Raw genomic sequence first — 16,110 nt, 5'->3', positions numbered from 1 at the left:
ACCGCACCGGCGACGCCGCCTAGAGGCGGCGCGTGAACGGTTCCCTGGAGACAGGGATGAAAAGGGAAGTCGGAGGGGTGCATTTCCCCGAGCCGACGCTGCCCCCGCAACTGTGACCGGCGAGCGCCGTCCAATCCCGCCACTGAGGTCCAGACCTCGGGAAGGCCGGGCGGCGCGATGACCCGTGAGCCAGGAGACCTGCCGGTCGCGACGTCGATCTTTCGCGCGGACGGGGTGTGCCGGGCGGACGAGGCCGAAACCCTCGCAACGAGCGACACGAACGAGGGCCGGAGGACGACCGATACGATCGGCGCGTCGGCCCCTGCGCGAGGGTCTGTCCCGATGAAGAAATCCGCCTATCTGCTCGCGGCCTGCGCCGCCGCCCTGGCCGCGCCCGCGGCCGCCCAGGAGCCTGTCTCGCTGGGCGAGGTGATCGTCACCGCCAGCGGCGTCGAACAGGACGTCGAAACGACCGGTCAGGCGGTCACCGTGATCGACCGCGCGACCATTGAACAACGCCAGACCCTGGCGCTCAGCGACCTGTTGGCCACCACCCCGGGCGTGACGGTGTCGCGCAACGGCGGCATGGGCACCGTCACCTCGGTGCGCATTCGCGGCGCCGAGGGCGACCAGACCCTGACCCTGATCGATGGGGTGCGGGTGAACGACCCGTCGTCGCCCGGCGGCGGCTTTGACTTCGCCCACCTGCTGACCGGCTCGATCGAGCGCGTCGAAATCCTGCGCGGCCCGAACTCCGTGCCGTGGGGCAGCCAGGCCATTGGTGGCGTGGTCAATGTGGTCACCCAGAGCCCGACCGAAGACTTCGCCGCGCGGGGCGTGGTCGAGTACGGCGGCCTGGACACGGTCTTCACCAACGTCGGCGTGTCCGGCGCGCGGGGCATCGTCTCCGGCTCGCTGACCGCCGGCTATCTGAAGACGGACGGGGTGTCGGCCTATGCGCGCGGCGCCGAGGATGACGGCTATCGCCAGTACGGCGCCAGCAGCCGGGTGGAGGTGGCCTTCACCCCCGGCGTGCGGCTGGACCTCCGCGGCTACTGGGCGGACAGCGAGAACGATCTCGACGGCTTCCCGCCGCCCACCTACGCCTTCGGCGACACGCGCGAATATTCGACGGCCAAGGAACTGTACGCCTATGCGGGCCTACACGCCGATGTGGCTGACGGACGGCTGAAGAACACCCTGTCGTTCCAGTACGCAGACATCGATCGCGACAACTATGACCGCGACGCCGGCGCCGGAGCCCTGTTCTTCTCGCGCGGGCGCAGCGAGCGCTACGCCTACAAGGGCGATCTGCGCGCGACGGCCACCGTGCGTCTGGTGGCCGGCGCCGAGCAGGAGGACCTGAGCTTCTCGGACGGCTCGGTCGGCTTCAGCCGGGGCGTGTCGAGCGTGTGGGGCGAGGCCATCGTGACGCCGGTGCAGAACCTCAGCCTGACGGCGGGGGTGCGCCATGACGATGACGACGCCTTCGGCGGGGCCACGACCTACGCCGCCAACGCGGCCTATCGGCTGGGAACCGGCGCCACCCTGCGGGCCAGCTACGCCGAGGGCTTCAAGGCGCCGACCCTGTACCAGCTGTATGCGCCCTTCTACGGCACGGCGACGCTGAAGCCGGAGACCGCCGAGAGCTGGGACGTGGGCCTGGAGCAGTCGTGGCTCGACGACCGGCTGGCGGCCAGCGTGACCCTGTTCAAGCGCGACACGGTCAATCAGATCGACTTCGACAACTCGACCTACACCTACGCCAACATCGCCCGCACCCGGGCCGAGGGTGTCGAACTGGCGCTGATCGCGCGCCCGCTGGACGGGCTGACGGTGAACGCGGCCTACAGCTACATCGACACCGAGAACCGCAGCGCGGGCTTCGTCGGCAAGGCCCTGGCCCGGCGGCCCGAACAGTCCGCCAGCGTCTCGGTCGACTATCGCTTCGGCAATGACCTGTCGGTCGGCGGGACGGTGCTGGCGGTCGATGACAGCTTCGACAACGCGGCCAACTCGGTCCGGCTGGAGGGTTACACCCTGGTCGGGCTGCGCGCCGAGATGCCGGTCAATGACACGGTGTCGGTCTATGGCCGGGTCGAGAACCTGTTCGACACGGATTACGAAACGGTCTCCAACTACGGCTCCATCGGCCGGACGGCGGCGGTGGGCGTCCGTTTCCGGTTGAACTGATCCATGCGCGCGATCCTGCCCCTGCTGCTTCTGCTCGCCGGCTGCGCGCCGGAGGGCGGAGCGACGGCGGGCGGGATCGTGTCGCTGAACCCCTGCGCGGACCAGCTGCTGATCGCGCTGGCTCCGCCGGGGGAGATCGCCGCCATCAGCCACTATTCCCGCGATCCGGCCTCGAGCTCGATTTCGACGGATGTAGCGCGTCGGTTCCGCGCGACGGCGGGGACGGCGGAGGAGGTCATCGCCCTCAATCCGAACCTGGTGATCGCCACCAGCTTCACTCCGGCGGCGTCGCGCGAAGCCTTCCGCCGGGCGGGGCTGAAGACCCTGTATCTGGACTCGCCGACGACCCTGGAGGCCAGCCGGGCGCAGGTGATGGAGGTGGCGCGGACGGTGAAGGCCGAGGCGCGGGGCAGGGCGCTGGTGGCGGAGATGGACGCGGCGGTGGCGCGGAACCGGTGGGACGGCGCGCCCGTCCCGGCGCTGCTGTACCTGACCGGCGACCTCGCCAACGGCTCGGGCACAATGCTGGATGAGATGATGGGCGTGGCGGGCTTCCAGAACGCGGCGGGCGATCTGGGGGTGGCCCATACGGGGACCCTGCCGGTGGAGAGCCTGCTGCGGCGTCCGCCCGAGGTGATCCTGTCGCCGGACGGGGGCGGGCGCACGGCGAAGATCCGGCGGCGACTGCTGGCCGCCACGGGGGCGCGGACGCGCGAGGCGCCGTTCTCCAGCGCCCTGATCAACTGCGGCGGGCCAACCGTGCCCGCGGCGCTGGACCGGCTGGCGCAGGTGCGCCGGGAGGTGGGGGAATGACCGGTCTGAGACTCAACTTCGCCCTCGGCTTGCTCGTGGCGGTTCTGTTCGCGCTGTCCCTGTCGGTGGGCAAGGCCTGGGCGCCGCTGAGCGCCCTGTGGGACGGTGATCCGCGCTGGGCCATCATCGCCGAGCTGAGACTGCCGCGCGCTGTGCTGGCCCTGCTGCTGGGCGGTGTGCTGGGGCTGTCCGGGGCGGTGATGCAGGGCTGGCTCCGCAATCCGCTGGCTGAGCCGGGCGTGCTGGGCGTGTCGTCCGTGGCGGCGCTGGGGGCGGTGGCCGCGATCATTCTCGGGGCCGGGAGCCAGTGGCTGATCTTCGCCTGCGCCATGGCCGCCGCCGGCGGTGGGCTGGCCTTGCTGTCCCTGCTGGCGTGGCGCAGCGAGAACCCGGCGACCTTCGTGTTGGCGGGCAGCGTATTGGCCAGTCTGGCGGCGGCCCTCACCGCCTTCCTGATCTCCATCGCGCCCAATCCCTATGTCGTGGCCGCGGCCATCGACTGGCTGATGGGGGCGCTGACGGATCGCGGGCCGGATGACCTGATCCACGGCGCGCCCTTCATGATCGCGGGCGCGGGCCTGCTGCTCCTGACCGGACGGGCGCTGGACGCCCTGACATTGGGGCCGGAGGCGGCTCGGTCGCTGGGCGTGAACCTGACCCGGCTGCAGGCGCTGGTGGTGGCCGGGGTTGGACTGTCGGTGGGCGCCGGGGTGGCGGTGACCGGCGTGGTCGGCTTCGTCGGGCTGGTGGCGCCGCACGTGCTGAGGCCGCTGGCGGGCGGGAAGCCCTCGGCCCTGCTGGTTCCGAGCGCCTTGGGCGGCGCGGCGCTGGTGCTGGCGGCGGACGCCCTGTGCCGACTGGCGCCCGGACCGGGCGAAGTCCGGCTTGGCGTGGCCATGGCCCTCATCGGCGCGCCCTTCTTCCTCTGGCTTCTGGTGCGGGATCGGGGGCGGTCATGGGCCTGAGTGTCGAGAGCCTGTCGGTTCGCCTGGACGGTCGCAGCGTGCTGGAGGACGTCTCCGTCGCCTTCGCGCCCGGTCGGGTGACCGTGGTGCTGGGCGCCAATGGGGCGGGCAAGTCGACCCTGCTGCGCGCCCTGACGGCCCTGACGCCGGTGTTCGGTGGGCAGGCCCTGCTGGACGGCCAGGCGGTGATGACGATGCCGGCGCGCGAGCGGGCGCGGGCCATTGGCTATCTGCCGCAGGACGGGGTGGTGCACTGGAACCTGAAGGTGCGCGATCTGGTGGCGCTGGGGCGGTTGGCGCACGGCGACATGCGCGAGGCGGCCATGGCGGCGGCGCTGGAGGCCACGGACACGGTCGCCCTGGCCGACCGGCCAGTGCGGACCCTTTCAGGCGGCGAGCGGGCGCGGGTGCTGCTGGCGCGGGTGCTGGCGGGCGAGCCGCGCTGGCTGCTGGCCGACGAGCCTCTGGCCAGTCTGGATCCACTGCATCAGCTGGAGACCCTGTCGCAGCTACGTGCGGCGGCGCAGCGCGGGCCGGGGGTGATCACGGTCCTGCATGACCTGACCCAGGCGGCGCGGGTCGCCGATGACGTACTGATCCTGAAGCAGGGACAGGTGCTGGCCTTCGGCCCGGCGGAAACGGTGCTGACCGAGGCCAATCTGGCCGCCGCCTACGGGGTCGAGGTGGCCATTGTTTCGACGGGAGGCTGTCCGGCGATCGTTCCGGTGTCCCGCTTGAATATATAAGGATATCCTTATATCAATTCGGAATGGCCGCTGCTCCTACATTTGCCCCGCCCGGCGCGCGTGAAGCGCTGCTCTCCGCGGCGCGTGACCGCATCCTGATCACGGACGGCGCCTTCGGCACCGAAATCCAGAACTGGAAGCTGTCCGAAGCGGAGTACGCGGGCGATCTGGGGCTGAGCCACGACCAGAAGGGCAACAACGACATCCTGGCTCTGACCAAGCCCGAGGTGCCCGAGAGCATCCACCGCGCCTATTTCGAGGCCGGGGCCGATATCGCCGAGACCAACACCTTCTCGGCCAACCGGATCAGCCAGGCGGACTACGGCGCCGAGCATCTGGTGCGGGAGATCAATCTGCAGAGCGCCGCCATGGCGCGCCGCGTGGCCGATGAGTTCGCCGCGCGCGACGGTCGCCGCCGTTTCGTCGCGGGCGCCATCGGCCCGACCAACAAGACCCTGTCACTGTCGCCGGATGTGAACGACCCCGGCTATCGCGAGATCGACTTCGATCATCTGAAGGCCGTCTATCGCGAGCAGACCGACGCCCTGATCGAGGGCGGCGTCGACTTCATCCTGATCGAGACGGTGTTCGACACCCTGAACGCCAAGGCCGGGGTGATGGCGGCGCAGGAGGCGGCGGAGGCCTTTGGGCGAGACGTACCGATCATGCTGTCGATGACCCTGACCGACCTGTCGGGACGCAACCTGTCGGGCCACACGGTGGAAGCCTTCTGGCATGCGGTGCGTCACGCCAAGCCGGTGACCATCGGGCTGAACTGCTCATTCGGCGCCGAACAGTTGCGGCCGCATGTGAAGACGCTGAGCGAGATCAGCGACACCCTGATCATGGTCTATCCGAACGCGGGCCTGCCCAATGAACTGGGCGCCTATGACGAGGCGCCGCTGACGACGGCGGGGCTGGTCGGCGAGTGGGCGCAGCAGGGTCAGGTCAATGTGCTGGGCGGCTGCTGCGGCTCGACCCCGGCCCACATCCGCGCCATCGTCGAGGCCGTTGCGGGCCTGCCGCCGCGCGCCGTGCCGAACGTGCCGGTCCAGACCCGTCTGGCCGGGCTCGAATCCTTCACTATGGCGGTTTAGGTGCCTAACAACTTGGTCGAGATCATCGTGTCTATCCTAGCGGTAGCCGTAGCAGGGCTATCTCTTTGGTATACAAACAAGGGATTGTCTGATCAGCGTCGACACAATCGCCTGACGGTTAAGCCTATTCCGTTCGTGGCCTGTGCTGATTACGAAGACCTAATCCGTGTGAAGGTCCGAAACGACGGTACGGGGCCGATGATTGTTAGAGGCATTTCAGCCCGCAAACCTGGGTGCGAGCCGGAATTCAATGATCTCGTCTCCTATATGCCTGAGTTGCCTTCGGGCATGGCATGGTCAAATTTTTCGAGCGGCTATGTGCGCAGCATACCTGTCGGGTCAGAGCTCATCTTGGTCGAGCTGAAACTTGATCACGCGCAATCTGCGCAGGCTGCTTTTAGGGATCTGTGCCGGGCGTCGCTTTCCCAACTCGAAATTTCTGTCGAATATACAGATGTCTACGGGAGCAAATTTGAAAACGAGGTTCGTTTTCTAGATTTCTTCGCCCGTCGTTTGGCATCCTCAAAGGCTAATTAATTGCAGGTGCCCAACACCCAGTTCGTCAACATCGGCGAGCGCACCAACGTCACGGGCTCCGCGGCGTTCAAGAAGCTGATCATGGCCGGCGATTATGAGGCCGCCGTCACGGTGGCGCTCAATCAGGTCGAGAACGGCGCCCAGATCATCGACGTCAACATGGACGAGGGTCTGCTCGACTCGGTCGAGGCGATGACCACCTTCCTGAAGCGGATCGCCGCCGAGCCGGACATCGCCCGCGTGCCGGTGATGGTCGACAGCTCCAAATGGGAGGTGATCGAGGCGGGGCTGAAGTGTGTCTCGGGCAAGCCCATCGTCAACTCCATCTCGATGAAGGAGGGCGAGGATAAATTCCTGACCGAGGCCCGCAAATGCATGGCCTACGGCGCCGCCGTGGTGGTCATGGCCTTCGACGAGACAGGGCAGGCGGACACCGAGGATCGCAAGGTCGAGATCTGTCAGCGCGCCTATGGCCTGCTGACCGGCATCGGCTTCCCGCCCGAGGACATTATCTTCGATCCCAACGTCTTCGCCGTGGCGACCGGGATCGAGGAGCACAACAACTACGGCGTCGACTTCATCAATGCGGTCCGACGGCTGCGCGCCTCTTGTCCGCATGTGCATTTCTCGGGCGGGCTGTCGAACCTGTCCTTCAGCTTCCGCGGCAATGAGCCGGTGCGCCGCGCGATGCACTCGGTCTTCCTGCACCACGCCATTCCGGCCGGGCTGGACATGGCCATCGTCAACGCCGGCCAGCTGGATATCTACGACCGGATCGATCCGGAGCTGCGCGAGGCCTGCGAGGATGTGATCCTGAACCGGCCCGCCCGCAGCGTGGACGAGACGCCGACCGAGCGGCTGATCGCCATCGCCGAGCGGTTCAAGGGCGCCAAGGGCGGGGTGGTCGAGGACAAGACGGCGCTGGAGTGGCGCGGCTGGCTCGTCGCCAAGCGGCTGGAGCACGCCCTGGTCCGGGGCATCGACCAGTTCGTGGTCGAGGACACCGAGGAGGCCCGCCAACTGGCCGCCCGTCCCATCGAGGTGATCGAGGGGCCGCTGATGGACGGGATGAACGTCGTCGGCGACCTGTTCGGCTCGGGCCAGATGTTCCTGCCGCAGGTGGTGAAGTCGGCGCGGGTGATGAAGAAGGCCGTGGCCCACCTGCTGCCCTTCATCGAGGCCGAGAAGGAAGAGGGCGCCAAGGGCAAGGGCCGGATCGTGCTGGCCACCGTGAAGGGCGACGTCCACGACATCGGCAAGAACATCGTCGGCGTGGTGCTGCAGTGTAACGGCTTCGAGATCGTCGATCTGGGCGTCATGGTCCCGTGGCAGAAGATCCTCGCCGCCGCGGTCGAGCATGACGCCGACATGATCGGTTTATCCGGCCTGATCACCCCCAGCCTGGACGAGATGGTCACCGTGGCCGAGGAGATGGCGCGGGCAGGGATGACCATGCCCCTGCTGATCGGCGGGGCGACCACCAGCCGGGTGCATACGGCGCTGAGGATCGATCCGGCCTATGCGGGGGCGGTGGTCCATGTGCTGGACGCCAGCCGGGCGGTGGGGGTCTGCACCTCCCTGGTGTCCGACACCCAGTCGACCGACTTCGTGAGCAAGACCAAGACGGAATACGAGGAGGTGCGCCAGCAGCGGGCGCGCTCCGGCGGTTCGACGCTGGTCAGCCTCGATCAGGCGCGGGCCAACAGCTTCAAGCCGGACATGGCGCTGAAGCCGTCCGCGCCGCTGCAGCCGGGCCTGCACCGGTTCGACGACTGGAGCCTTGAGGACCTGCGCGAGACCATCGACTGGACGCCCTTCTTCCGCTCGTGGGAGCTGGCCGGGGTCTTCCCGCGCATTCTGGACGACGCGGTGGTCGGGGAGAGCGCCCGCGCCCTGTGGGCCGACGCGCAGGAGATGCTGGACCAGCTGATCGCCGAGAAATGGCTGACCGCGCGCGGCGTGGCGGGCCTGTGGCCCTGTCGGCGCGACGGCGACGACGTGCTGGTTCAGGCGCGGGCGGATGCGCCGGAGGAGCGGGTCAGCTTCCTGCGCCAGCAGGTGGCCAAGCGGGAAGGGCGGGCCAACATGTGCCTGGCCGACTTCATTGATCCGGCGGGCGACTGGATGGGCGGGTTCGCCGTCGCGATCCACGGCATCGACGCGCATCTGGAGCGGTTCCGCGCGGCCCACGACGACTACAACGACATCCTGCTGAAGGCCCTGGCCGACCGTATGGCCGAGAGCTTCGCCGAGCGGCTGCACCAGCATGTGCGGCGCGCGCTGTGGGGCTATGCACCCGATGAGCAACTGACCAACGAAGCCCTGATCAAGGAACAGTATCGCGGCATTCGCCCGGCGCCCGGCTATCCGGCCTGTCCGGATCACACCCAGAAGCCCCAGCTGTTCGCCATGCTGGGGGATGAGGCCGGGGACGTCGCGGGCATCACCCTGACCGAGAGCATGGCCATGCTGCCGACGGCGGCGGTGTCGGGCTTCTACTTCGGCCATCCGGAGTGCGAGTATTTCGGCGTCGCCCAGATCTCGCCCGAGCAGGTGACAGACTACGCCCGCCGCCGGGCCCTGCCGGAGGCCGAGGTTGAGCGCTGGCTGCGGCCCAACCTGCGCTGAGGCCGTCGGACGACCGCGTCGGTCCGGAAGTCCCAAGGTGACTCTTTGGCCGGGTCACGCAACAACTGCAGCGGTTGCGGATTTTCTTCGGCGACGCCGAAGAAGCCGGTCAAGCTGGAGAAGGCCATGAGCCGCGATCGTGTGAAACCCCGCTGGTCCCGTGTGGTCGGCGCGGCGGCGGTGGTTCTGGGTCTTCTGGTGTCGGGCTGCGGGACAATCTCGCGCTACGAGCCCCTGCCGCTTCGGGCGGTGGACGCGGAGGTGCTGCGCACGACCGATCCCCGGATTCGCCCCGGCGATCAGGTGCGGGCAAATGAGGCCGTGGCTCTGCTGGCGCACCGGCTGGCCTCGCCGCAGGCGAGCGGGGCGGTTCTGGCCCTGTCCGGCGGCGGGGCTAACGGGGCCTTCGGCGCGGGCGTGCTGGTCGGCTGGAGCGAGACGGGGACCCGGCCCGAATTCGATATCGTCACCGGCATCAGCACCGGCGCCCTGTCGGCGCCCTTCGCCTTCCTCGGCAAGGACTGGGACGACGAACTGCGCGAGGCCTATACGGGCGGTGGAGCCGCGGGGCTGCTGAGCCCGCGCGCCCTGGCGGGGCTGATGGGCCCCAGCCTGTTCAGCGCGGCGCCCCTGCGGCGGCTGGTGGACCAGAACGTCACCCCGGAACTGCTGCGCGCCATCGCCGCCGAACATGCCAAGGGGCGGCGGCTGCTGGTCGTCACCACCAATCTGGACACCCAGGAATCCATCATCTGGGACATGGGACAGCTGGCGACCCAGGGCGATGAGCAGGCGCTGGTGCTGTTCCGCGAGGTGCTGATCGCCTCGGCCAGCATCCCCGGCGTCTTCCCGCCGGTCATGATCGCCGGGCTGCAGGGGGACCAGATCGTCGAGGAGATGCACGCCGACGGCGGCATCAACATGCCCTTCCTGGCGGTGCCGGAGAACATGCTGGCGCAGTCGGAGCGCGTCCCGGGATCAAACCGGGCGTCGCTGTATGTGCTGATCAACGGCCAGACCGGGCGGACGCCGCAGGTCGTGCGCGGCAGCCTGCCGGCCATTCTGACCCGCACCTATGAGAGCATGAGCAAGTCGACCACCCGGACCTTCCTGGCGGCGAACGCGGCCTTCGCGGCGCGCAACGGCATTGCTTTCCGTGTCGCCTCCATCCCTACGGATATCGAGGCCTCGGCGCTGGACTTCGACAAGGAGGCGATGACGCGGACCTTTGAGATTGGCCGTGCCCGCGCCGCGGCCGGACAGGCCTGGGTCACGCCCGCCGCGGAACTGACCGCCGAGCCGCCTCTGGCGCCCGCCACGCCGGAAGCACCTTCGGAGGCGCCCGCACGATAACCAAACCCTCAACATTAGGAGGCTAAGAAAGTCGGAGTGCCTGAGAGATTACCCGATGGACGAAGCTGAACGCCTTGCCGCCGTGCGATCGTTGCGCGCGATCGGCGCGCCGCCGTCTCCGGCGGTCGCGGGCGCGGTCCGGCTGGCGGCGCATCTGTTCGACACGCCGATGGCTTTGGTCACCCTGATCGAGGACGAGGTCCAGTGGTTCAACGCCACCATCGGCGTGGACGCCTGTTCGACCACCCGCGAAGAATCCTTTTGCACCCATGCGCTGGGCCTGCCCGCCCACGGGGTGATGGTGGTCGAGGACGCCACCCTCGACCCGCGCTTCGTCGAAAATCCCAATGTCACAGGCGGGATGAACGTCCGCTTCTACGCGGGCGCCCTGCTGACCGCTTCGGACGGCGCCAATCTGGGCACCCTGTGCGTGATCGACACCCAGCCGCGTCCGCGCCCGGACGACGCGCTACTGGACCGGTTGCGTGATCTGGCCCGGCTGGTGGTGGGTGAACTGGAGCGCGCCCGCGCCGACCGCCTGCGCCGCGAGAACCAGCATATGTTGTCCATGGTCGAGGGCCTGTCCGGCGTCGGCCACTGGCGCGTCGACATGGTCGATGACAAGGTCGTCTGGTCCGACAAGGTCTATGAAATCCACGGCGTTACGCCGGAGACTTTCACCCCGACCTTCGATGACGCCGTCAATTTCTATCCGGAGGAAGATCGCGAACTCCTGGCGGCGCACTGGGGCCGCACCATCGCGGGCGAGGGGCCGTTCTCGGTCGAGCTGTGCATCAATCGCGCCGACGGCGTGAAGCGCCGGGTGGTGGCCAAGGGCGCCGCCGAGCTGTCGTTCGACGGCGATCCGCCGGCCCTGTTCGGCGTCTTCCAGGACGTCACCGACCAGCGCGAGGCCATGGCCGTGCTGGAGCGCGGGCGCAGCCGCTACAAGCTGCTGGCCGACAACGCCGCCGACGTCATCGCGCGGGTCCAACTGGACGGCTCGTCCAACTATATTTCGCCCGCCATCGAGCGCCTGCTGGGCTGGACCCCGGTCGAGATGGCCGGGAAGTCCGCCGACTCTTTCGTCCATCCGGAAGATCGCGAGCGTCTGCTGGCGACTTTCATGGAGATGGCGCGTGGACGGGATTCGGCGACGCTGGAGCACCGCCTGCTGCATCGCGACGGGCAGGTGATCTGGGGGGAGACCCGGATGCGGCTCGTGCGGGACGGGACGGGCCGCCCGACCGAGGCCGTGGTGGTCATCCGCGACATCTCCCGCCGCAAGGCGCTGGAGGTCCAGCTGGAGCAGGCCCGCGCCCAGGCCGAGGCCGCCGCATCGGTGAAGGCCGACTTCCTCGCCAATATGAGCCATGAGTTGCGGACCCCGCTGACCAGCATCATCGGCTTCACCGGCCTGGCCATGGGGCAGGACCTGCCGGATATCGCGCGCGACTTCATCGGACGGGTGGACAATGCCGGGCGCGCCCTGTTGTGCACCGTTAACGACATCCTCGACTTCTCCAAGCTGGAGGCCGGTCAGGTCGCCATTCGCCCGCTGCCGGTGGATATCGACGCCCTGGCCGAGGCGACGCTGGAGCTGTTCACCCCGCAGGCGGGAGCCAAGGACCTGCATCTGACCCTGGAGGCGAAGACCGGTCAGGCCGTGATTGTGGCCGACCCTGACCGCCTGCGTCAGGTCATGCTGAACCTCGTCAGCAATGCGGTGAAGTTCACTGCCGAGGGCGAGGTGCGTCTGGAGATCGTCTGGAGCCCGACCGACGAACAGCTGCGCGTCGCCGTCCACGACACGGGCGGCGGCATTCCGGCGGATAAGCTGGGACGGCTGTTCCGTCGCTTCTCGCAGGTCGATGGGGCGCAGAACCGCTCGGTCGGCGGCACCGGTCTGGGTCTGGCGATCTGCAAGGGGCTGGTCGAGGCCATGAACGGGATCATCGACGCCGACAGCGTCGAGGGACAGGGCAGCGTCTTCTGGTTCGAAATCCCGGCGCCGATAGCCGAGCAGGCCGCCCAGCCGGCGACCACGCCGATGGCGGCGGTTGAGGTCGGCGGCTTGTGCGTGCTGGTCGCCGATGACCACCCGGCCAACCGCGAACTGGCCCGCGCCTTCCTGTCGGGCATGGGGGTCGAGGTCGAGGACGCGGTGGATGGGACGTCCGCCGTCGAGGCCGCCGGGCGCAAGCGCTACGACGTCATCCTGATGGACATGCGGATGCCGGGCATGGACGGCCGTGAGGCCCTGCGCACGATCCGCGAAGGGCAGGGGCCGAACCGACAGACGCCGATCCTGGCCTATACCGCCGACGCGGGCGAAGGTCTTGAGGACGACCTGATCCGCGAGGGCTTCTGCGGCGCGGTGTCCAAGCCGGTCGGGGCCGAAGCCCTGATCCGCGCCGTCGCCGCCGCCCTGCAGGCGGACGAGATGGCAGCCTAGCCCTTCGCCGCGGCCTCAAGCGCCGCCACGTCCAGCTTCTTCATCTGCATCATGGCGTTGAAGACGCGCAGCTTCACCTCGGGCGCGCCGTCGGCCAGCAGTTCGGTCAGGACGCGTGGGACGATCTGCCAGGACAGGCCATAGCGATCCTTCACCCAGCCGCACTGCTCGGACTCCGGGACCGCCGACAGGGCGTCCCACAGGCGATCCACCTCCGCCTGGTCCTCGCACTCGATCTGCAGCGAGATCGCCTCGTTGAAGGTGAAGTACGGTCCGCCGTTCAGCGCGGTATAGCGGCTGCCCGCCAGGGTGAACTCGACCAGCAGGACATCCCCTGCCTTGCCGCTGGGATAGTCGCCGGGCGCGGTCTGCACATCGTCGATGCGCGAGTCCGGCAGCAGGGAAACGTAGAAGTTCGCTGCCTCCTCGGCCTGTTTATCGAACCAGAGGCAGGGGATGATCTTCTGACGCGGGACGGCCATGGCGGTTCTCCTATTTTGGTGTCGGGATATTAAACTCGTGGGTTAAATGAAGGTCCGGGCCGAGTGGTTCCTTGCGGGGCGTGGCGGGCTGCGGCAGACGGGCGCGAAACCTATCGAGGCCTTGAGCATGACCATCACCCTCTACGGCATTCCCAACTGCGACACCGTCAAGAAGGCGCGCGTCTGGCTGGAGCAGAACGGACAGGCCTGCGCCTTCCACGACTACAAGAAGGGCGGGATTGATCGCGAGACGCTGGCGGGCTGGGTGACGACGCACGGCTGGGAGATCGTGCTGAACCGCGCCGGCACGACATTCAAGGCCCTGGCGCCCGAGGACAAGGCGGACCTGACGGCGGACAAGGCCATCGGCCTGATGCTGGCCAATCCTTCGATGATCAAACGTCCGGTGCTGGACGTTGACGGCCGCACGACCGTGGGGTTCAAGCCCGAGATCTATGCGGCCGTCTTCGCCTGATCAGACCAAGGTGAGTTGGGCCGGTTCGCCCGACTGGGCGTTCGGCGCCAGCCAGATGTCGAACAGACCGGCCTCCAGCGTCGGCTGCAGGGTCTGGCCGAGGAAGGACAGGTCCGAGGCGGGCAGGGGGATCGACACCTCGACGCTGCCGCCCGCCGGGACCGTCACGCGGCGGAAGGCCTTGAGCAGGCGCACCGGCTGGGTGATCGAGGCGACGCGGTCGCGGATGTAGAGCTGCACCACTTCACTGGCTTCGTGCTCGCCGCTGTTGGTCAGGGTGACCGAAGCGGTGACCGATGCATCCCGCGCCACCGTGGTCGCCGACAGGCTGACCGGCGAATAAGCGATGGTCCCGTAGGTCAGGCCGTGGCCGAACGGATAGAGGGCCTCGTTCGGCACGCCGCGGAATTTGGTGGTGAACTCGCGATCGGTCGGGCGCGACGGGCGACCCGTCGATTTGTGCGCGTAGTAGAAGGGCGACTGGCCCGAGCGGTAGGGGAAGCTGACCGGCAGACGGCCCGAAGGGGCGTGGTCGCCGAACAGGATGTCGGCGATGGCGTTGCCGCTCTCCGAGCCCAGGAACCAGGTGACCAGAATGGCGTCGGCGGCGTTGACCGGATCGGCCAGCTCCATGCCGCGACCGTTGCGCAGCAGGACGACGACCGGCTTGCCGGTGGCGGCGACCGCCTCGGCCAAGGCCAGCTGCGGGTCCGGGATGGTGATTTCGGTGCGGGATTTGGATTCCGCCGACATCTCGCTGGATTCGCCGATGGCCAGCAGGACCACATCGGCGTCCGCAGCGGCCAGGACCGCCGCCTCGACGCCGCCCGGGATGACGGCCTCGACCTCGGAGCCCTTGACCACGGTCAGGTGCGCGTCCTCGCCCAGGGCGTTGCGCAGGCCGTCCTCCAGCGACACCGCCAGCGCGGTGTCCTTGAACACCGACCAGGGGCCGAAGACGTCGGCCTTGTCGGCGCCGAACGGGCCGATCAGGGCGATGCGCTTGCCGGTCTTGGGCAGGGGCAGCAGGCCACCCTCGTTCTTCAGCATCACGATGGACTTGCGGCCGGCCTCGCGGGCCAGATCCAGATGTTCGCGGCTGCCGGTGACGCGGCGCTCGGTGCGCACATCGGCGCCCCGGTACGGATTGTCGAACAGGCCCAGGGCGGCCTTGGTCATCAGCACCCGGCGCACGGCCTGGTCCACGCGCTCGATCGGCACGTCGCCCGACTGCACCAGCTCGGGGATGTGTTTCAGATAAAGGCCGCTCTTCATCGACATGTCGACGCCGGCCATCAGGGCCAGACGGGCCGCGTCGCGACCGTCGGCGGCATAGCCGTGGGCGACCAGTTCCTGCTCGGAGGTGTAGTCCGAGACCACGAAGCCGGCGAAGCCCCACTCGCCGTGCAGGACGTCGGTCAGCAGCCATCTGTTCCCGCTGGTCGGGACGCCGTTCAGGTCATTGAAGGCGCTCATCACCGACAGGGCGCCCGCGTCCAGCGCGGCCTTGAAGGGCGGCAGATAGATCGAGCGCAGCGCCAGCTCGCTCATGTCGGTGGAGTTGTAGTCCATGCCCGACTCGGCGGCGCCGTAGGCCGCGAAATGCTTGGGCGTGGCCACCAGAGATGACCAGTGGGTCAGGTCGTCGCCCTGAAAGCCCTTGGTGCGGGCCACGGCGAACAGATTGTTCAGCAGGACGTCCTCGCCGGCGCCCTCGACCACGCGGCCCCAGCGCTGGTCGCGCGCGACGTCGACCATGGGGGCGTATGTCTGGTGCACGCCCGCGGCGCCGCCTTCGACAGCGGCGGCGCGCGCGGTGCGCTCGGCCAGGTCCAGATCCCAGCTGGCGGCTTCGCCGAGTGGGACGGGGAAGGTTGTCTTCAGGCCGTGTACGATGTCGGCGGCGAACAGCAGCGGAATGCCCAGACGGCTTTCACGCACGGCCATGTCCTGCACGAAGCGGGTCGTGGCGGCGCCGACGCCGTTAAACAGGGCGCCGATCCGGCCCGCCTTGATGTCGGCGGCGGTCTGGGTCTGGTCCGTGTCCAGGGCGTCGCCGGGGTTCACGCCCTCGGGCCGCCAGCGGAACGGATCGTTCATCAGGTTCAGCTGGCCGGCCTTCTCCTCGATCGTCATGCGAGCGATCAGGGCGTCGACGCGGGTAAGGTTTTCCTGCGCCTTAGCGGCAGCGATACGAGGAGCCATCATCATTCCAGCCATTATTGCGCCTCCGGCGAGAAGCCATCGACGGGACGGTGCTGAGCCGAGTCGGTGATGCATGTAACCGGTTCCATGAACTTTCGCGGCAGGACTAACGGCCATGCCGGGCCGCGCCTACCCCGAAAAGATCACAAGCGGTTGCGACC

12 protein-coding genes and 1 riboswitch are annotated in these 16,110 nt (G+C 68.3%); of the genes, 10 read left to right on the top strand and 2 right to left on the bottom strand.

What is annotated here, in order from left to right:
- Positions 1–20: 20 nt before the first annotated feature.
- A riboswitch (cobalamin riboswitch) is annotated at positions 21–220 on the top strand.
- Positions 221–342: 122 nt separating this feature from the next.
- From ACTIEF_RS05885 to ACTIEF_RS05845, 9 genes are all read left to right on the top strand, one after another.
- Positions 343–2,193, top strand: coding sequence for a TonB-dependent receptor plug domain-containing protein (locus tag ACTIEF_RS05885; protein ID WP_439471255.1), 1,851 nt, complete (start codon positions 343–345; stop codon positions 2,191–2,193).
- 3 nt (positions 2,194–2,196) lie between these two features.
- Positions 2,197–3,006, top strand: coding sequence for an ABC transporter substrate-binding protein (locus tag ACTIEF_RS05880; protein ID WP_439471254.1), 810 nt, complete (start codon positions 2,197–2,199; stop codon positions 3,004–3,006).
- Positions 3,003–3,971, top strand: coding sequence for a FecCD family ABC transporter permease (locus ACTIEF_RS05875; protein ID WP_439471253.1), 969 nt, complete (start codon positions 3,003–3,005; stop codon positions 3,969–3,971). Before ACTIEF_RS05880 ends, ACTIEF_RS05875 begins: the two co-directional genes overlap by 4 nt.
- Positions 3,962–4,717 (top strand): ABC transporter ATP-binding protein, encoded by a 756-nt coding sequence (locus ACTIEF_RS05870; protein WP_439471252.1) that lies wholly within the window; start codon positions 3,962–3,964, stop codon positions 4,715–4,717. The genes ACTIEF_RS05875 and ACTIEF_RS05870 overlap by 10 nt, the downstream gene beginning before the upstream one ends.
- Positions 4,718–4,740: 23 nt before the next feature.
- Positions 4,741–5,814: a homocysteine S-methyltransferase family protein gene (locus tag ACTIEF_RS05865; RefSeq protein WP_439471251.1), complete on the top strand. Its 1,074-nt coding sequence runs from the start codon at positions 4,741–4,743 to the stop codon at positions 5,812–5,814.
- Positions 5,815–5,826: 12 nt separating this feature from the next.
- Complete coding sequence (locus ACTIEF_RS05860; RefSeq protein WP_439471250.1) at positions 5,827–6,351, top strand: hypothetical protein; 525 nt, start codon at positions 5,827–5,829, stop codon at positions 6,349–6,351.
- A gap of 6 nt (positions 6,352–6,357) precedes the next feature.
- Positions 6,358–8,979, top strand: a complete 2,622-nt coding sequence (gene metH / locus ACTIEF_RS05855) for a methionine synthase (RefSeq protein WP_439471503.1) — start codon at positions 6,358–6,360, stop codon at positions 8,977–8,979.
- 126 nt (positions 8,980–9,105) lie between these two features.
- Positions 9,106–10,332 carry a patatin-like phospholipase family protein gene (locus ACTIEF_RS05850; RefSeq protein ID WP_439471249.1) on the top strand — a complete coding sequence of 409 codons (1,227 nt, stop codon included), beginning with the start codon at positions 9,106–9,108 and terminating at the stop codon, positions 10,330–10,332.
- Between the two features lie 55 nt (positions 10,333–10,387).
- On the top strand, positions 10,388–12,787 hold the full coding sequence (locus ACTIEF_RS05845) for an ATP-binding protein (RefSeq protein WP_439471248.1): 2,400 nt from the start codon (positions 10,388–10,390) through the stop codon (positions 12,785–12,787).
- Here the strand turns inward: ACTIEF_RS05845 and ACTIEF_RS05840 are convergent.
- Positions 12,784–13,269, bottom strand: coding sequence for a VOC family protein (locus ACTIEF_RS05840; protein WP_439471247.1), 486 nt, complete (start codon positions 13,267–13,269; stop codon positions 12,784–12,786). The genes ACTIEF_RS05845 and ACTIEF_RS05840 overlap by 4 nt on opposite strands.
- A gap of 127 nt (positions 13,270–13,396) precedes the next feature.
- On the opposite strand from ACTIEF_RS05840, the gene ACTIEF_RS05835 reads away from it, so the two are divergent.
- The gene (locus ACTIEF_RS05835; RefSeq protein ID WP_439471246.1) at positions 13,397–13,744 is read left to right on the top strand and encodes an arsenate reductase; all 348 of its coding nucleotides are present in this window, start codon (positions 13,397–13,399) and stop codon (positions 13,742–13,744) included.
- Here ACTIEF_RS05835 and ACTIEF_RS05830 read toward each other — a convergent pair whose 3' ends face one another.
- Positions 13,745–15,964 (bottom strand): glycoside hydrolase family 3 N-terminal domain-containing protein, encoded by a 2,220-nt coding sequence (locus tag ACTIEF_RS05830; protein WP_439471245.1) that lies wholly within the window; start codon positions 15,962–15,964, stop codon positions 13,745–13,747.
- Between the last annotated feature and the right edge of the window lie 146 nt (positions 15,965–16,110).

The organism is Brevundimonas sp. (assembly GCF_051858995.1).
GTDB lineage: Bacteria > Pseudomonadota > Alphaproteobacteria > Caulobacterales > Caulobacteraceae > Brevundimonas.
This window is presented reverse-complemented; position numbering and strand designations above follow the sequence as displayed.

Excerpts from the sequence above, each read along its gene's own strand:
- ACTIEF_RS05835 (WP_439471246.1), top strand. The coding sequence starts at position 13,397 with ATGACCATCACCCTCTACGGCATTCCCAACTGCGACACCGTCAAGAAG.
- ACTIEF_RS05880 (WP_439471254.1), top strand. The coding sequence starts at position 2,197 with ATGCGCGCGATCCTGCCCCTGCTGCTTCTGCTCGCCGGCTGCGCGCCG.
- ACTIEF_RS05885 (WP_439471255.1), top strand. The coding sequence starts at position 343 with ATGAAGAAATCCGCCTATCTGCTCGCGGCCTGCGCCGCCGCCCTGGCC.
- ACTIEF_RS05875 (WP_439471253.1), top strand. The coding sequence starts at position 3,003 with ATGACCGGTCTGAGACTCAACTTCGCCCTCGGCTTGCTCGTGGCGGTT.
- ACTIEF_RS05840 (WP_439471247.1), bottom strand. The coding sequence starts at position 13,269 with ATGGCCGTCCCGCGTCAGAAGATCATCCCCTGCCTCTGGTTCGATAAA.
- ACTIEF_RS05845 (WP_439471248.1), top strand. The coding sequence starts at position 10,388 with ATGGACGAAGCTGAACGCCTTGCCGCCGTGCGATCGTTGCGCGCGATC.
- ACTIEF_RS05865 (WP_439471251.1), top strand. The coding sequence starts at position 4,741 with ATGGCCGCTGCTCCTACATTTGCCCCGCCCGGCGCGCGTGAAGCGCTG.
- ACTIEF_RS05870 (WP_439471252.1), top strand. The coding sequence starts at position 3,962 with ATGGGCCTGAGTGTCGAGAGCCTGTCGGTTCGCCTGGACGGTCGCAGC.
- ACTIEF_RS05830 (WP_439471245.1), bottom strand. The coding sequence starts at position 15,964 with ATGGCTGGAATGATGATGGCTCCTCGTATCGCTGCCGCTAAGGCGCAG.
- ACTIEF_RS05850 (WP_439471249.1), top strand. The coding sequence starts at position 9,106 with ATGAGCCGCGATCGTGTGAAACCCCGCTGGTCCCGTGTGGTCGGCGCG.